This is a genomic window from Cupriavidus sp. GW821-FHT07C08, assembly GCF_059419025.1.
This window is the reverse complement of the sequence record NZ_JBWKQZ010000010.1, coordinates 128838-143991: the sequence shown is the minus strand read 5'-3', so window position 1 is coordinate 143991 and position 15154 is coordinate 128838. Positions and strand designations below refer to the sequence as shown.

Annotated in this window: 12 protein-coding genes and 1 pseudogene; 6 read left to right on the top strand and 7 right to left on the bottom strand. The window is 61.3% G+C overall.

Annotated elements, in window-relative coordinates; genetic code table 11:
- The first annotated feature begins 177 nt into the window (after nt 1-177).
- The 3 genes from AC07UK_RS15445 (at nt 178) to AC07UK_RS15435 (ending at nt 3339) form a co-directional block, all read left to right on the top strand.
- Nucleotides 178-1098 carry a dioxygenase family protein gene (locus AC07UK_RS15445; RefSeq protein ID WP_494687261.1) on the top strand — a complete coding sequence of 307 codons (921 nt, stop codon included), beginning with the start codon at nt 178-180 and terminating at the stop codon, nt 1096-1098.
- Between the two features lie 92 nt (nt 1099-1190).
- Nucleotides 1191-2537, top strand: a complete 1347-nt coding sequence (locus AC07UK_RS15440; protein ID WP_494687262.1) for an MFS transporter — start codon at nt 1191-1193, stop codon at nt 2535-2537.
- A gap of 22 nt (nt 2538-2559) precedes the next feature.
- The gene (locus AC07UK_RS15435; protein ID WP_494687263.1) at nt 2560-3339 is read left to right on the top strand and encodes a 1,6-dihydroxycyclohexa-2,4-diene-1-carboxylate dehydrogenase; all 780 of its coding nucleotides are present in this window, start codon (nt 2560-2562) and stop codon (nt 3337-3339) included.
- A 533-nt stretch (nt 3340-3872) separates the two neighbouring features.
- On the opposite strand, the pseudogene AC07UK_RS15430 reads toward AC07UK_RS15435, so the two are convergent.
- The 6 genes and pseudogenes from AC07UK_RS15430 to mdlC form a co-directional block, all read right to left on the bottom strand.
- Nucleotides 3873-4155: pseudogene (locus AC07UK_RS15430) on the bottom strand (amidase family protein); the annotation flags it as partial.
- A gap of 214 nt (nt 4156-4369) precedes the next feature.
- Nucleotides 4370-5830 carry a benzaldehyde dehydrogenase gene (locus tag AC07UK_RS15425; protein ID WP_494687264.1) on the bottom strand — a complete coding sequence of 487 codons (1461 nt, stop codon included), beginning with the start codon at nt 5828-5830 and terminating at the stop codon, nt 4370-4372.
- A gap of 40 nt (nt 5831-5870) precedes the next feature.
- Complete coding sequence (locus tag AC07UK_RS15420; protein WP_494687265.1) at nt 5871-7223, bottom strand: MFS transporter; 1353 nt, start codon at nt 7221-7223, stop codon at nt 5871-5873.
- 88 nt (nt 7224-7311) lie between these two features.
- The gene (locus AC07UK_RS15415; protein WP_494687266.1) at nt 7312-8394 is read right to left on the bottom strand and encodes an enolase C-terminal domain-like protein; all 1083 of its coding nucleotides are present in this window, start codon (nt 8392-8394) and stop codon (nt 7312-7314) included.
- Nucleotides 8391-9572 carry an alpha-hydroxy-acid oxidizing protein gene (locus tag AC07UK_RS15410; protein ID WP_494687267.1) on the bottom strand — a complete coding sequence of 394 codons (1182 nt, stop codon included), beginning with the start codon at nt 9570-9572 and terminating at the stop codon, nt 8391-8393. The genes AC07UK_RS15415 and AC07UK_RS15410 overlap by 4 nt, the downstream gene beginning before the upstream one ends.
- A gap of 19 nt (nt 9573-9591) precedes the next feature.
- Complete coding sequence (mdlC, locus tag AC07UK_RS15405) at nt 9592-11169, bottom strand: benzoylformate decarboxylase (RefSeq protein WP_494687268.1); 1578 nt, start codon at nt 11167-11169, stop codon at nt 9592-9594.
- Between the two features lie 109 nt (nt 11170-11278).
- On the opposite strand from mdlC, the gene AC07UK_RS15400 reads away from it, so the two are divergent.
- Nucleotides 11279-12172, top strand: a complete 894-nt coding sequence (locus AC07UK_RS15400; protein WP_494687269.1) for a LysR family transcriptional regulator — start codon at nt 11279-11281, stop codon at nt 12170-12172.
- A gap of 68 nt (nt 12173-12240) precedes the next feature.
- Here AC07UK_RS15400 and AC07UK_RS15395 read toward each other — a convergent pair whose 3' ends face one another.
- The gene (locus AC07UK_RS15395) at nt 12241-13143 is read right to left on the bottom strand and encodes a LysR family transcriptional regulator (protein ID WP_494687270.1); all 903 of its coding nucleotides are present in this window, start codon (nt 13141-13143) and stop codon (nt 12241-12243) included.
- Between the two features lie 157 nt (nt 13144-13300).
- Between AC07UK_RS15395 and AC07UK_RS15390 the strand changes: the two genes are divergently transcribed.
- The gene (locus AC07UK_RS15390) at nt 13301-14464 is read left to right on the top strand and encodes an RNA-guided endonuclease InsQ/TnpB family protein (RefSeq protein WP_494687271.1); all 1164 of its coding nucleotides are present in this window, start codon (nt 13301-13303) and stop codon (nt 14462-14464) included.
- Between the two features lie 59 nt (nt 14465-14523).
- Nucleotides 14524-15153 (top strand): NADPH-dependent F420 reductase, encoded by a 630-nt coding sequence (locus AC07UK_RS15385; protein WP_494687272.1) that lies wholly within the window; start codon nt 14524-14526, stop codon nt 15151-15153.
- Nucleotide 15154 lies beyond the last annotated feature (1 nt).

The following is a 15154-nucleotide window of genomic DNA, read 5'->3' as shown; positions in this document are numbered from 1 at the left end:
CTTAATGGACCACAAAGGTCTGAGGGCACTACGGCGGTGTAACTGGCCCATGGAACCTTCCTAGCCCCCGCGGGTGTGCAGGATGCCGCCAATGTGCGACCTAATTAGAGAGTCCGTTTTTGGATCGGTCCTGATCTGACCGGCCGCCCTTACTCACAGAACAAAAGGAGACAAATCATGGCGGAGTACACCCAACAACAGCTGCTGGATCTGGTGAACCAGTCCCAAGTCAATCCCGGCAATGACCGCGTGCGACAGATCACCGAGCGTATGGTCACCGATCTGTTCCGCGCGATCGATGATCTTGATATCAAGCCCGACGAATTCTGGGCCGGCATCGACTGGCTGTCCCGCCTGGGCGCCAATGGCCAGATCGGCCTGATCACGGCCGGTCTTGGCTTCGATCGTCTGATCGACATCCGCGAAGTAGAAGCCGACGCAGCCGCCTGTCGCGCAGCGGGGACGCCGCGTGCCATCGAGGGCCCGCTCTACATCCCCGGCGCGCCGCTTGCCCAAGCCGAAGTGCGGCTTGACGAGGATCCCGTGCCGGGCGAGATCCTGATCATGGAAGGGCAGGTGCGGGACACCAACGGCAAGCCGGTGGCAGGCGCACTCGTCGACGTCTGGCATGCCAACGAGCACGGCCGCTACTCGCACTTCGACCCACAGCAGACACCATATCACCTGCGCCGCAAGATCGAGACTGACATGCAAGGCCGTTATCGCTTCCGCAGCTTCATCCCGCCCGGTTATGCAATTCCGCCGAACAGCCCGACGTCGGAGCTGTTCGAAGCGCTCGGTCGACACGGCAACCGCCCCGCACATATCCACTTCCTTGTGACCGCCGAGGGCATGCGCACGCTCACGACGCAGATCAACATCCCGGGTGACACGTTCCTCGACGACGACTTCGCCTTCGCCACCCGCGATGGCCTGATCGTCGCTTTGGAGCCGAATACGCCGGCGCAGGGCTATGAGAGTCTGGGCGTGAGCGCACCGTTTACCCGTGCGCACTTCGACTTCGTGTTGCAACCAGCCATCGATGCAGACGAAGCTCGCCCCGAAGCACGAATGGAGCGCATCGCAGCTACCGTGTAATGCTGGGCGCGGACCTGCCGCGCCGCGTGCTTCATCCGAACAACAAAATTCGACGCGATTCGCATGCCGAGCGCGTTATGGAGACATGCACCATGACTACCCCTCTCAGCTGGTCGATTCCAGCGCTCATCGACAAGGAGCAGCCCGGCGCTTTTCAATGGCGCGTGCTGATCCTGTGTTTCGTGATCGCGCTGTTTGACGGCTTTGACACCCAAGCTATCGCCTTTACCGGCCCGGCCATTCTTGCGTCGTTCCACTTGCAGACAGGGGCACTAGCGCCAATCTTGACCGCTGGCATCGTCGGCATGACCGTAGGCGCCATGACGCTGGGACTCGTCGCTGATCGAATCGGGCGACGTCCCGCCATCATGGTCGGCCTGGCGCTGTTCGGCATGTCCACATTGGCTACAGCGTGGGCCACCGAACCGAATCACATACTCGTGCTGCGTTTCATTGCGGGGCTCGGCATGGGCGGCTGCACGCCGGTGCTGCTGGCCCTGGCCGCTGAGTACGGACCTGCCCGCCTGCGCGGCACCATCATGACCGGTGTGCTGCTCGGTTTGCCCGCCGGGGCGATGCTGGGCGGCCTGCTCGCGGCCCGCATGCAGTCAGTCATCGGGTGGCAAGGCATCTTTGTCGTAGGCGGCGCAGCGCCGCTGGCGATGCTCGTGCTGGCCTTTATGCTGCTGCCCGAATCGTTGTACTACAAGGCGACGCGCGGCGACGCGCTCAGCCAACGCTACATCGGCGACGTGCTGGCGAAGATTGTAACGCGCCCGCTCCCGGCCGATGCACGCTATACGGTGCCGGACGAAGCTGTGGTCAAGGCCAGCGTCAAGGCCCTGTTTGGCGGCGGTAACAGTGGAAAGACGGTGGCGATCTGGGCCGTGTATCTGCTCAACTGGGTGGCCTGGTTCATGCTCCTGTCGTGGTTACCCACCGTGCTGAAGGCGGCCGGCCTTCCCGCGACGCAGGCACCGCTGGGCACCGTCATTGTGAACGCCGTGTTCATCGTGTGCGCAATTCCGCTGTCGTTCATCCTGCCGCGCGTGGATACGCGCCGCTTGCTGGGCAGCATGTTCGTGCTGGGCATCGCCGTTGCCCTAGGCTTGAGCTATGCAGGTGAGAACTGGACGCTAGTGTTTATACTGGTTGGCATTGCGGGGTTGGGTGTCGGCGGCCAGCAGATCGCGCTGAATTACCTGATCGCAGGCGCGTACCCGACGGCCTTGCGTGCAACCGCGACGGGTTGGGCCATTGGCATGGGCCGAGCGGGCGCCATCGCCGGCTCAGCGATTGGCGGCACGTTTCTCGCCTGGGGCGGACCGTCGGGGTTCTTCCTTGCCTTGGCCGCGCCGCTCGCGGGTGCCGCCATCGCCGTGCTAAGCCTGCGGCTGAGCCACGCCTCCACTGATGCGGCGATGTCGGCCAGTCACTGAACTTTCAATGCCGCCGATAAAGATGCAGAGATTTAAGGACCAATTGGCGCTCGTGACGGGCGCTGCCCAAGGCGTGGGACGCGCCACTGCCAAACGTCTGGCCGCTGAAGGCGCGCATGTGGTCGTAGTGGACCGCGCAACGGCGCAAGGCAATACCGTCGTGGAGGAGATCCGAGCCGCGGGTGGTCTCGCACTATTCGTCGAGGCCGATCTGGAGACGCACCAAGGGGCGCGCCGCATGGTGGAGGCTGCCTTGGGGGTGACAGGTTCGATCGACGTTGCGGTACATAACGTGGGTGGCACAATATGGGCCAAGCCATACTGGGAATACACGCCCGAGCAGATGCAGCGCGAGGTCAACCGCTCTTTGTGGCCAACGTTATGGTCGTGCCGGGAGGTGATTCCGGTTATGCGGGCACAACGTAGCGGCGCGATCGTCAATGTCGGTTCGAACGCCACGCGTGGCATTTATCGAGTACCCTACTCGGCTTCCAAGGGCGGCGTGCATGCCGCGACAGTTTGCATGGCGTTGGAGTTGGCCAAGTCCGGAGTGCGAGTAAATTGCGCCTCGCCCGGGGCGCTTGACAACGGCGTGCGCGCCATTCAGCGAAACACCGAACCGCCGTCGGAGCGCGACGAAATCTGGATGCAGGAGATGTACACGTCGTGCCTTAAAGACACGCCGCAGGATCGCCTGGGACACGCCGAAGAAGTTGCTGCAGCGATCTGTTTTCTTGCCGCGCCGGAAGCGTCCTACATCACCGGACAAGTGATATACGTAGCGGGCGGCGATATCGGCTGAGCGCCAGTTTCTCTGCCGCGGGCGGTTGCCAAAAGCGACAGGCGGCGGATCAGCAGCCCGTGTCCGGCAACGCTGCCCGCGCACCTCCTATGAAGTCGTGATTTACGGCGCAGGGGTTGCTCCCCTGCCACCTCACCGCCGTAGGCCAAGCTTTATCCACAATCTCTGACGGCTTACTCGTACAAGGCCGGCCATTCGAGCGATTGCAATTGCACCGAGCACGGAAGCGACTGCCGAACGCACAGCACAACTAAGCCATCGGCGCTGGCGCCAAACTCAACTAAGCGGTCCCTGTCGCATCTGCCCGGTACTGAAGCTCCATGCTACGGCACGCAGGCGCTGTATGCCACATGCACCGCACAACGCAACTGCCAAAGCTTCCCTTCAAAGCAGCGGCCACCTTGGTATAGCCATGCTGTGGGCAACCTGGATCGCAAAAACATGACAGGCCAACGGACTCGACCGTCATATGGCTCCACCTACATGACATCTCGGGGATGAGTTGGATCTTCAGGCACAGCGTGTTAATACCTGTGAGGTATGTATCTTAGACATCCTCGGTCTTCGTAGCGGCGCGCCTTTCCGCCTTTTCCGACCGACGGCCGTAATCCGGCCATGCCGTTCAGCGCAGCCGGAATCCGTACCGAGCCACCGGTGTCAGTACCCAGTCCGACAGGCGCCATGCGCGCGGCTATCGCGACGCCCGTTCCCCCGGAAGAGCCGCCAACCATGCGAGTCGGATCGTAGGGGTTGTGACGCCAGCAAACGGTGCGTGGTCGTCGTAATGCCAAACGCGAGTTCACGCATGTTCGCCTTCCAATGGTCGGCGACTGTGCAACAGCGCCAATCCTCGACACAAAGCTGCGCCTGCTGATCAATTTTGGTGCGGTCATATTTTTTTTGTCTGCCTCAGAATTTCTTGCCCTAAGCCCAAACGGGAGCAAACTGCGAAGCCAAGTGCTAACGCGGCAGAATTGGCTGGCCGCGTTTCCCAGCGCGCCTCGTTGGCTTCGGCATGTCTATAGTCGTGTCAGAACGGATAGTGGATCGGCTTGTCTAGTGCACTGACCCATTGGGTCTGCGTGAACTCATGGAAATTGGCCGGCCCGCCAAACCTGCCGCCATTGCCGGATGCGCCCATGCCGCCGAAGGGAACATGGAACTCGTTGTTCACGGTCTGGTCGTTCACATGCACCATGCCCGCGTGAATGCGGGACGATAACGCCAGCCCGCGCGCCAGGGATTTCGTATGGATCGCCGCGGCAAGGCCATACTCGGACGCATTGGCAAGCGCCACGGCTTCCTCTTCGTCTTCAAAGACCGTCACCGGGGCGACCGGGCCGAAGATCTCGTCCGTGAAGGCAGGCATTCCCGTCGTCACGTCCGCCAGCACCGTAGGCTCGTAGAACAGGTTTTCATACTTGCCTCCTGCGAGAACCCTTGCCCCCGCTGCGACGCTCCGCCTGACAATGCTGTCGATGCGGTCGCGCTGCTTTTCGTTGATCAAGGGTCCAAGATGTACCGGTGACAACCGTGGGTTGCCGACCTTGAGGTTCCGCGCGCGTTCCGCCAGCCTCGATGCATACTGGTCGGCTATGGAACGATGCACCAGATGGCGCCCCGTCTGCATGCAGATTTGGCCCTGGTGCAGGAACGATCCCCAGGCACCGCTCGATGTGGCAGCGTCAACGTCCGCATCGTCCAGAACGACGATCGCGTTGTTGCCGCCAAGTTCCAGCGCAACCCTCTTCAGCATGCGCCCGCAGATCTCGCCGATCGAACGGCCGACGGCAGTCGACCCGGTAAAAGAGATCATCCCGACCTTAGGGTGCCGCACCAGCGCATCGCCAGTCACCGGACCACCAGGAATGACATGGAAAACGCCCGGAGGCAGCCCCGCATCTTCGAACACCTTTGCCAGCAGCAGTCCGCCTGACACGGCGCTCTGCTGGTCCGGCTTCAGGATGACCGCGTTGCCCACCGCCAGCGCCGGCGCAACGGACCGCATCGCGAGCAGGATGGGGAAGTTCCATGGCGCGATTACGCCCACGACACCCACTGGTACATGGCGGCAGATATTTATGCGGCCGGGCATGGCCGAAGCGTACAGCGCGCCTTCGGGTTGCATAGGCATTGCCGCCGCCATGAGCAGCTGCTCGTAGGTAGCGTGAAGCTCCCACTCCGCCTTGGCGCCAGTCGAGCCGCATTCGCGGACGTTCCACTCGTTGATTTCATCCGACCGCGCCTTCAGCAAACGTGCGGCTTCGCGGAGAATTTCAGCTCGCTTGTCGAAGGTAGTAGTAGCCCATCCCGGTTGCGCCAGATGTGCGACGTTCGCGGCCCTGTCTATATCCTCAGCTAGTCCCGTCCCGATCGTCGTTAGGGTTTCTGCGGTGGATGGATCGACGACATCGGCAGCACCACCCGTTCCAGGCACCCAACCATTCGAGAAGATTCGCCCTTCCCATGCGTTCGAACTGCTAATAGTCATCAATTTCTCCACAAATGCTGTAGGAATATCGCCAGCGTCATCAATCGACAGAGCCGGCCAGAACCTGCACGGCGCCCGACTCCCTCTTACCGTGATTCGAGATTAGGAAGACTGCGATAGCGGCCACAACGCCGGGGATGGCAAACACCATGAAGTTGAACGTGTTAGGAAACTGCTGGCTCAGGAGGTAGCCACCCAGTGCGGGCCCTGACATGGCGCCGAACCGCCCGGCTGCTGCTGCCCAACCAACTCCTGTCGACCGTACGTGCGCCGGATATAGCTGGGCTGCGAAGGCATGTACGATGCACAAGGTACCAATCGTCGTCGCCCCCGCACATGCGAGCAGCAAATTGAGGACTGCCGGTGTTTGCTTGTACCCGAGCAGTTCGATTGAGACAGCCGCCCCCACGAAGAAGAAAATCAGCGTCGGCTTGCCACCATAGCGATCCGCCAACCATCCACTGCACAGTCCACCTACGACAGCGCCAACGTTCAGCGTAATCAGGAACGACAGGCTGGAACCAAGGGAGTAGCCGCTGGCGGCCATCAACTTGGGCAACCAAGTGTTGAGCCCATAGACCATCAGCATGCACATGCCGAACGCGGTCCACAGCAGGAAGGTATCTGCAGCTCTGCCGTGCGTGAACAGTTCCGCAATGCGCAGGCGCGGGGGCTCTTCGACCTTGGATTCGCCCAACGCTGTCACAACGCTTGCCACGCTGCCCTTGTACTGCGGTGCGTAACGGCGGAAAAGGGGCTCGATTTCTGGGAAGCGGCCGCGCCCAGCCAGGAAGCTGATCGACTCAGGCAGCCAGCGATAAAGCAAGGGAAACGTAAGTAGCGGAAGCCCGGCGATCAGGAAGTTCGCACGCCAGCCAAACTCCGGGGTTATCGTCTTCCCCAGGACCGCTGCGATGACGCCGCCAACGGAATAGAAGCTGAGCATGATCGTCACCATGATATTGCGCTTGCCGGGCGGAGACATTTCCGTCATCAGCGCCACGATGTTCGGCACCATCCCGCCCAGCCCCACGCCGGTCAGGAAGCGACAGATCGTGAACTGCGTCGTGTTCTCGCAAAAGCCATTGGCGAGCGCCGCCGCACTGAAAAAGACCAGGCAGGCAAGGATGACCTTCCTGCGACCGAAACGGTCCGATGAACTGCCCAATGTCAGCGCTCCGACCATCATGCCGAACAGGGCACTGCTGCCGATGAAACCCGCCGCGACGGGGGATAGATTCCAGTCACTCATCAGGTGCGGCAGCACGGACCCATAGATCACCAGGTCATATCCGTCGAACAGCATCAACATCGAACACCAGAACATGATCATGAGGTGAAACGAATTGACGCGCGTATCCTTCAGTACATCGTCAGCGATGTTCTGTTTCATGGGTGTCTCCAAGTTGAGTGGATTTGCTGGTCTATGCCAGCATTCAGGTATTGCTTCTGAAATATGTGTTCATTGACATGGGGGCGGGTTAGACGGCGAAGCGTTCCACTTGGTCTTCGCGCCAGACAAGGCCGGCGCCGGCAGATTGCCCGAAGTGGGCCATGCCGTCCTTGAATTCGATTGCGGGCTCGAGTACTGGACCGGCGAGATCCATCCTCTCGAGCCAATGACAGGTCGGGGTCACCGCCAGCAGGTGGGCGCTGAACTCCTGAAAGATGTGGCTCGACATGGGCAGCGCCGCTTGCTCGGCCAGCGCGCTTGCGCGCAGCCAACCGCTTACGCCGCCGATCTTCATCAGGTCGGGCATGCAGAGATCACACGCTTGCGCGCCGAGCGCCTTGACCATGTCCTCCGGACCGAACCAGTTTTCGCCCATCTGCACGGGCACGTTCAAGGCGGCGCGGACGGCGGCATGGCCCTGGTAGTCGTGCTGCAAGGTCGGCTCTTCGATCCAGGCAATCCCTTCCCGTTCCAGCGCCCGGCCCCGGCGCATGGCTTCCGGCACACTCAGGCCCTGGTTGTAGTCGACCAGTATCTGCACGTCGCTGCCGACGGCGGCGCGAATGGCACGTACGACGGCAATATCCTCTTCCAGCGTCGGATACCCGATCTTCGTCTTGATGGCGGTAAAGCCCTGCTCGGCGGCCGCCTTCGCGCGTTCCCGGCCAAGCGTTACGCCATCCATGCTGTGACTGTCATACGCGCGCAGCGGCCGCGCCTTGCCGCCAAGAAGTTCCACGAGCGGCAGGTCGCAGGCCCTGGCCAGCGCATCCCATGCCGCCATATCGATGCCCGCTGTTGCCATCCTGACCAGGCCGGTATTGCCGATCAGGCGAAAGCGCGACTGCAGCGCCTGGTCGATGGCGTATGGGGCGAGCGGCATGCCAACGACCACGGTCCCCAGCTCTTCCACCATCCGCTGCACGGGCTTCAGCGCGAGCGGCGTATAGGTGAACACATAGGCCCGGCCCGTGATCCCGGCATCGGTCAGCAGGTCAATCAGAACCAGCGGCGACGTCGCCACCGTTCCTACCGCCGTCTTGACTGGGTACTCGAGCGGTACGTTGACGGACCGCGCACGCAGGCTGGTAATCTTGATTTCGTTTTTCATGGGGTACAGCAAAGAAGCGGCTCGTTCGATTGCCGGTTTCGCGTTGTTTGCGAAGCGCAGGCCCAGATGTAGTCGGTGTCCAGTTGCGTCACCGCCGGACAGCCGATTTGTGCGAGCGTGGTATCGATCTCGCTCTTTAGCATCGACAAGGCTGCTTCCACACCTCGCTCGCCCTGCGCTGCCAGCGCGTACAGCGTTGCCCGGCCCAGGAGCACAGCCTTTGCACCCAAGGCAACGGCCTTGACCACGTCCGACCCACGGCGGATGCCGCTGTCTATCAATACCGGAGCACCGATGCGTTGCGCCGTGACAGACAAAGCTTCGAGCGGGGCGATGGCGGCGTCCAGTTGCCGTCCGCCATGGTTTGAGAGGATGACGCCGTCCGCACCGAGTTCGATGCAACGCTCGGCATCGTCGGGGCGGCTGATACCTTTGATCAGCAATGTATGCGGCCACATGTCGCGCAGCCATTTGAGGTCTTGCCACGCAAAGCTCGCATCCATCTGACGGCTCATCAAAGCCGCCTGGATTTCGGCGTCCCTAACGTCGGCCGAAGCAAAGTTGGCGAGCTGCGGCATGCCATGCCGGACGAGATCCCAGGACCAGCGCGGATGCACGATGCCATCGAGCAGCGTGCGCAGGGTGTATCGCACCGGCATGGCGAATCCGTTGCGCAGGTCGCGTTCGCGCTTCCCATTGACCCCGACGTCCGTGGTCAGCACCAGCGTCGTATAGCCGGCCGCCAGCGCGCGCTGCACGAGCCGCTCGGCGAGCTTCCTGTGCACGATGTACAGCTGGAACCAGAGTTCGCCCGATGCAATGTCCGCAACGGCCTCGATCGACGACGTCGACGCCGTCGACAGCGCGAAAGGTATCCCGAACTTGCCTGCCGCCCGGGCCAGCGCGAGATCGCCATCCGGCCAGAAGATGCCGTTCAGCCCGGTCGGCGCGATCACCATCGGCGCGGACAATGGCTTGCCGAAGAGCGATGTCCGGGTGCTGCGGCTGCTGATGTCGACCAGGCGGCGTGGCTGGAACTTGACCTTTTCGAAGGCGTCCCGGTTGTGCCGCAGGCCGATCTCGTCTTCCGCTCCGCCCTCGAGGTAATCGAACACCATGCGCGGAAGGCGCTTCCTGGCGAGAGCGCGGTAATCTGCCGTGTTGACAGGCTTGCTCATGACACAGTCCCCTGCCCGCTCAGGCACGCGTCTCCACCTCGATGAGCACTGGCCGGTCGCCGACAAGCGCCTCTCGAAGCGATGTGATCAGCGTTTGGCTGCTGTCTGCGTGCAGGGCCTCTACGCCGTAGCCGCGCGCCAGCGCGCAAAAGTCCAGGCCGGGCACATCCAGGCCGGGCACGTTGTCTGCCTCGAGCACGCCGGCGAACCACCGCAATGCGCCATACGTGCCGTTCTTCATGATCAGGAAGATGGCCGGGATGTTGTATTGCGCAGCCGTCCACAGCGCCTGGATGCCATAGTTGGCCGAGCCGTCGCCGATCACGCCGATGACGCGGCGTTCCGGCTTCGCAAGTTGGATGCCCACGGCAGCAGGCAGTGCAAAGCCCAGGCCGCCGGCCGCGGCGAAGTAGTAGCTGCCCTGCTCGGTCATGCGCAAGCGCTGCCACATGGCGTTGGTCGTGGAGGTGGACTCGTTCACGTAGATGGCGTTGCGCGGCGCCATCTCGTCCAGGATGTCGAACACGCGCTCGGGCGCCAGCGGGCCTTCTTCTTCCTCGGCCAGCGCTGGACGCACGCGTGCGGTCGGCATCGGGCGCGAGGCTTGGCTTGCCGTCTCGGCCAGCGCGCGCAGCGTGCCGGCTATGTCGGCGATGACGGCGTCACCCATCGGGGCCCGCGCAGCCTCGTTGATGTCACAAGTAATCGAGATAAGACGCGTGCCTTTGGGCAGGAAGTCGCCGGGCTCGTACTGGTGGTATCTGAACACCGGCGCACCAACGACCAGTACCAAATCGTGCCCTTCCAGCAGCCGGCTGATGCTCGCGATACCGGCTGGCAGCAGGCCGCGGAAGCATTCATGCGTAGTCGGAAACGAACAACGCGGTGCGGAGGGGGCCATCCAGACCGGCATCGCCAGCCTTTCGGCCAGCGTGACCGCCGACCCGTTGGCGCCGCACGCATCGACATCCGGGCCGACGATCATCACCGGATTCGATGCCATCTCCAGCGCGCTGGCGAGCCTCGACAGCGCCTCCTGCCCGGGCATGCCTGCCATTTCCACGCGTCGGCTGGCGAGATGCTCAATCCCAGGACCCGCCTCCTGTTTCCAGTCGTCGTACGGCACCGACAAATACACCGGACCTGAAGCGGGCGTTGCCGCCATGTGGATCGCACGGCTCAAAGCCAGCGGCACCTCCTGCGCGCAGCTTGGCTCGGCACTCCACTTGACCAGCGGGCGCGGCAGGCTGGCCGCGTCCACGTTGGCCAGCAAGGCCTCGACGCCGATCATCGGCCTGACCTGCTGCCCCGCGGTGACCACGAGGGGGGTATGCGAGTTCCAGGCGTTGGCGAGCGCCCCCATGGCATTGCCCGTACCGGCTGCCGAGTGGAGATTGACCAGCGCCGGTTTGCCGTTCGCCTGGGCGAACCCGTCGGCCATGCCTACGACCGCCCCCTCGTGCAAGCCGAGGATGTAGCGGAAATCCTCGGGAAAATCCTTAAGGAAGGGAAGCTCGTTGGAACCTGGGTTCCCAAAGAACGTGGTCAATCCCTGCGCGCGAAGGATCTCGTAGCAAGCCTGGTGGACGGTCGTCATCGCAAAAACTCCTAGTCAACGCAGGCATGCTAGGGTTCAGGAATAAATAAATCCAATCATCATTTTTTTGTTCTTAAAATAGATGGCATCTATACGAACGTGCGAACCCATGACCACGGACCTGAACCTGATCCGGACTTTCGTCGCCATCTACGAGACACGGAGCGTGAGCGCCGCAGCGAAGCGGCTGAACGTCACGCAGCCCTCCGTCAGCTACGCATTGAACCGCTTACGCGATGTGCTGAACGACCCACTTTTTACGCGCACACGGGACGGCATGGTGCCCACTTTCAACGCCACGCAGCTCTTCCATTCGTTCAGGAGTGCGCTGGACAGCATCGAAGTGGCTATTTCGGCGACGCGACAGTTCGATCCGCAACGCTCGAAGCGCTCGTTCCGGCTGGCACTTTCCGATCTGGGCGAACTGTATTTCCTGCCGCTGCTGGTGCGCGAGCTAAAGCGCATTGCGCCGCAGGTCGGCCTGGAGATCGTACAGATGGACAGTGAGCGTATTGGCGATTGGCTGCAGACGGGCAGTGTCGACGCGGCAGTGGGGAACGTCCAGCTTACCGGCGGACGGGCGCGCAAGAAGACGATTTTCACGGAGAGCTACTCTTGCCTGCTGAGCGCCTCACATCCAACCATCGGCGACACGCTTAGCCTCGCTGAATTCGTGGCGGCAGAACACGTCGTGGTGGCGCCATTCACCGGTCACCATCTGGTCGAGGACGTCATGAACGAAATGGGACTGACGCGCAAGGTGGCCTTGCGGGTTCCGCACTTCACAAGCCTTGTTGCGGTGATTGCTTCCACCGACCTGCTACTGACGCTACCAACCCGCATCGCCAATGCATTTGCCATGGACGGTCGCATGCGGGTGCTGCCGCTGCCGTTACCAATTCCTTCTTTTGACGTCAATCTGTACTGGTATCCGCATGCCGAAGATTCGACTGCACAGCAATGGTTTTGCGACACCATCAGTCGGGCACTGAGCACAGTATGACGTCTGCCTTGGGGGTTCGGCCAAGATGGGTGCCAAAAATTACTTCGGCTCCCGCCGCCGTCCCCTTCTCAATCGTCCCAACTGATGTGTTCGAAGCGTTCCGCAAGAAAATTGACTAATGCGCGGACCTTTGGCGAGAGATGCTTACGCGATGGGTATACCGCGTAGATGCCCAACACAACGGAGCGGTAATCGGGAAGGACCTCCACCAGATCCCCGCGTCGCAAGTCTTTGAAGACCATAAAGCTAGGCTGCAGGAGGATGCCGCCACCGCTTATTCCGATCGCCCGGCATGTGTCTCCATTGTTGCAACGGACCATCGCGCGCGTCTGAACCGAATGCGGTTCACCATGAGGTCCGGTGAAACTCCATTCGTTGCGAGTAGCAAAATGAGTGTACGCAATCACCTGGTGGGCGAGCAAATCGTCTGGAGTTATCAGCGGAGGATGCTGAGACAGGTACGCCGGCGAAGCACACAACCTCATTCGGGTGCTCGCCAATCGTCTCCCGACAAGCGACGAGCTTTCCATGCGCGCGATGCGGACAGCCACATCGAACCCTTCCTCGACAAGATCAACCACGCGATCATTTAGGGTGATATCAAGCTCAATCTGCGGGTAGGCGGCCATGAACTCCGCCCACAACGGCGCAAGATGCTGAATGCCGAAACTCAATGGGGCATTGAGCCGCAACACCCCGACAGGCTCTTCTGATCCAGACGCCGCCGCGTTCTCGGCGCCTTCCATCAGGATGAGAATTTCCCGCGCCTGCTGATAGAAGTCGCGCCCCTCGTCAGTCAATGAAAGGCGTCTTGTGGTTCGGTGCAACAAGCGGACACCGAGCCTTGATTCCAATGCATTGACATAACGCGACACCGCCGCCTTGGACATTTCAAGTGGCTCCACGGCAGCAATAAAGCTGCCTTTCTCCACAACTGTGCAGAACACCTCCATCTCAAGAGCTCGATCCATCACTTGTCTCACTAATCGGCACAATATGTTGCATTAAACCATCTTTATCTCACAGATTGAACCTATAAGATGGCCGCACGCCCCGTCTCTTCAGGGGGTAAGCGGCGCAGAGTTTGTTTGATATGGGAGAAGGCTAAAACCGGGTCTTAGACTTGGTATGTCAGCCAACTTTCATACTCCGACCGTCACTCGCGTCCTGCGCTTGCGCATCAAGGACAAACATGCTGCCTGGCTTCGCGCGCAGGCGCGGGAGGTGAATTTTGTGTGGAATTTTGCAAATGAGCTTTCAGCGCGCGTGTTTGAGCGCGAGCGGCGCTTCATCGGCGCCTACGAATTACAGAAGTACACCGACGGTGCGACCAAGGCAGGGCTGGGCCTGCATAGCCACACCGTGCAGGAGATCGGACAGGAGTATTGTCGCCGGCGAAAGCAATTCAAGAAGGTCAAGCTGCGTTGGCGCGCTAGCGGCGGCGCCCGCCGCAGCCTGGGCTGGGTTCCGTTCAAAACCGGAGCGCTGAAGTATGGGCACGGCCAGGTGCGCTTCAACGGCCGCTGGTTGTCCCTGTGGGACAGTTACGGTTTGTCGGGATACGACCTGCGGGCCGGCAACTTCAGTGAAGATGCGCGCGGGCGCTGGTATCTGAACGTGACCGTCAAGGTGCCAGTCGCCGCCTGCTCGGAAGGCCGGGCATCGGTTGGCATCGACTTGGGGCTGAAGGACTTCGCTGCGACAAGCGACGGACAAGTGCTGGCGGCCCAGCGGTTCTACCGTCGATATGAAGCGGCGCTCGGCAACGCCCAGCGGGCAGGCAAGAAGAAGCGTGTTGCGGCGCTTCACGCAAAAGTCAGAAATTGCAGAAAAGACTTTCTGCACAAACAGTCCACGGCACTCGTACGGCAGTACGGTGCCATCTTCATCGGCAATGTGAACGCCTCCGCGCTCGCCCAGACCAACATGGCCAAGTCTGTGTTGGATGCGGGCTGGAGCGCGTTCCGAACCATGCTCCAGTACAAATGCGATAGCGCGGGCGTGTGGTTCGAGGAGGTTGATGAACGCTATTCCACACAAACCTGTTCCTGCTGCGAGGCTCGAACAGGTCCCACGGGGCAGACGGCTCTCGGTGTACGAGAGTGGACCTGTTCGGTGTGTCAGGCGTCACACCAGCGCGACGTCAACGCAGCGAAGAACATTCTGCGTATGGGACTCCTTAGCATGGAACAGGCATTTGCCTCAGCGGCCGGTAAAGCCGCTGTGAATGAGGCTTCGTCAGAAGCCGGGGGCGGGCGTGTCCCTCTTGCAGAAGGAATCTCCGTCCTTTAGGGCGGAGAGGACGTCAATATATAGACTGACCTCATATCTCAACCGTTTCAGAGGTTCACATGAACGTTACCGTTATTGGCACCGGCAACATGGGCGCTGCATTCGCGCATCAGCTCGATAAGGCCGGACACAAGACCCGCATCACAGGCCGTGACCTGGAGAAGGCGCAGGCTTTGGCAAGCAAGTTTTCCAATGTTGAAGCGGTCCCGGCCGACCAAGCGGTCGGTGACAACGATGTTGTGATCCTTGCCACCGCCTATCCCGACGCCGTCAGCGCGCTGCGCGGCCTTGGGGACCTGTCCGGCAAGGTTGTCATTGACATCACCAATCCCCTGACCGCGGATTACATGGGCCTGACAATCGGCCACAACACCAGCGCCGCGGAGGAGATCGCTAAAGCGTTTCCCGAGGCGCAGTTGGTCAAGGCGTTCAATACCCTTTTTGCCCAGGTACTGGCCGACGGCCCTGTTTTTGCAAACGGTCAACGCGGCTCGGTATTTGTGGCTAGCGACAGCAATCGTGCCAAGCAAACCGCCATGGCACTGGCGGAGAGCCTCGGGTTCGCCACAGTCGATGCAGGCGGACTCGCCAATGCCCGATATCTTGAGCCGCTGGCTGGCCTGAACATCTACCTGGGTTATGGCGCGGGACTTGGCACGTCAATCGCGCCTACCTGGATCAGCAAGTAAT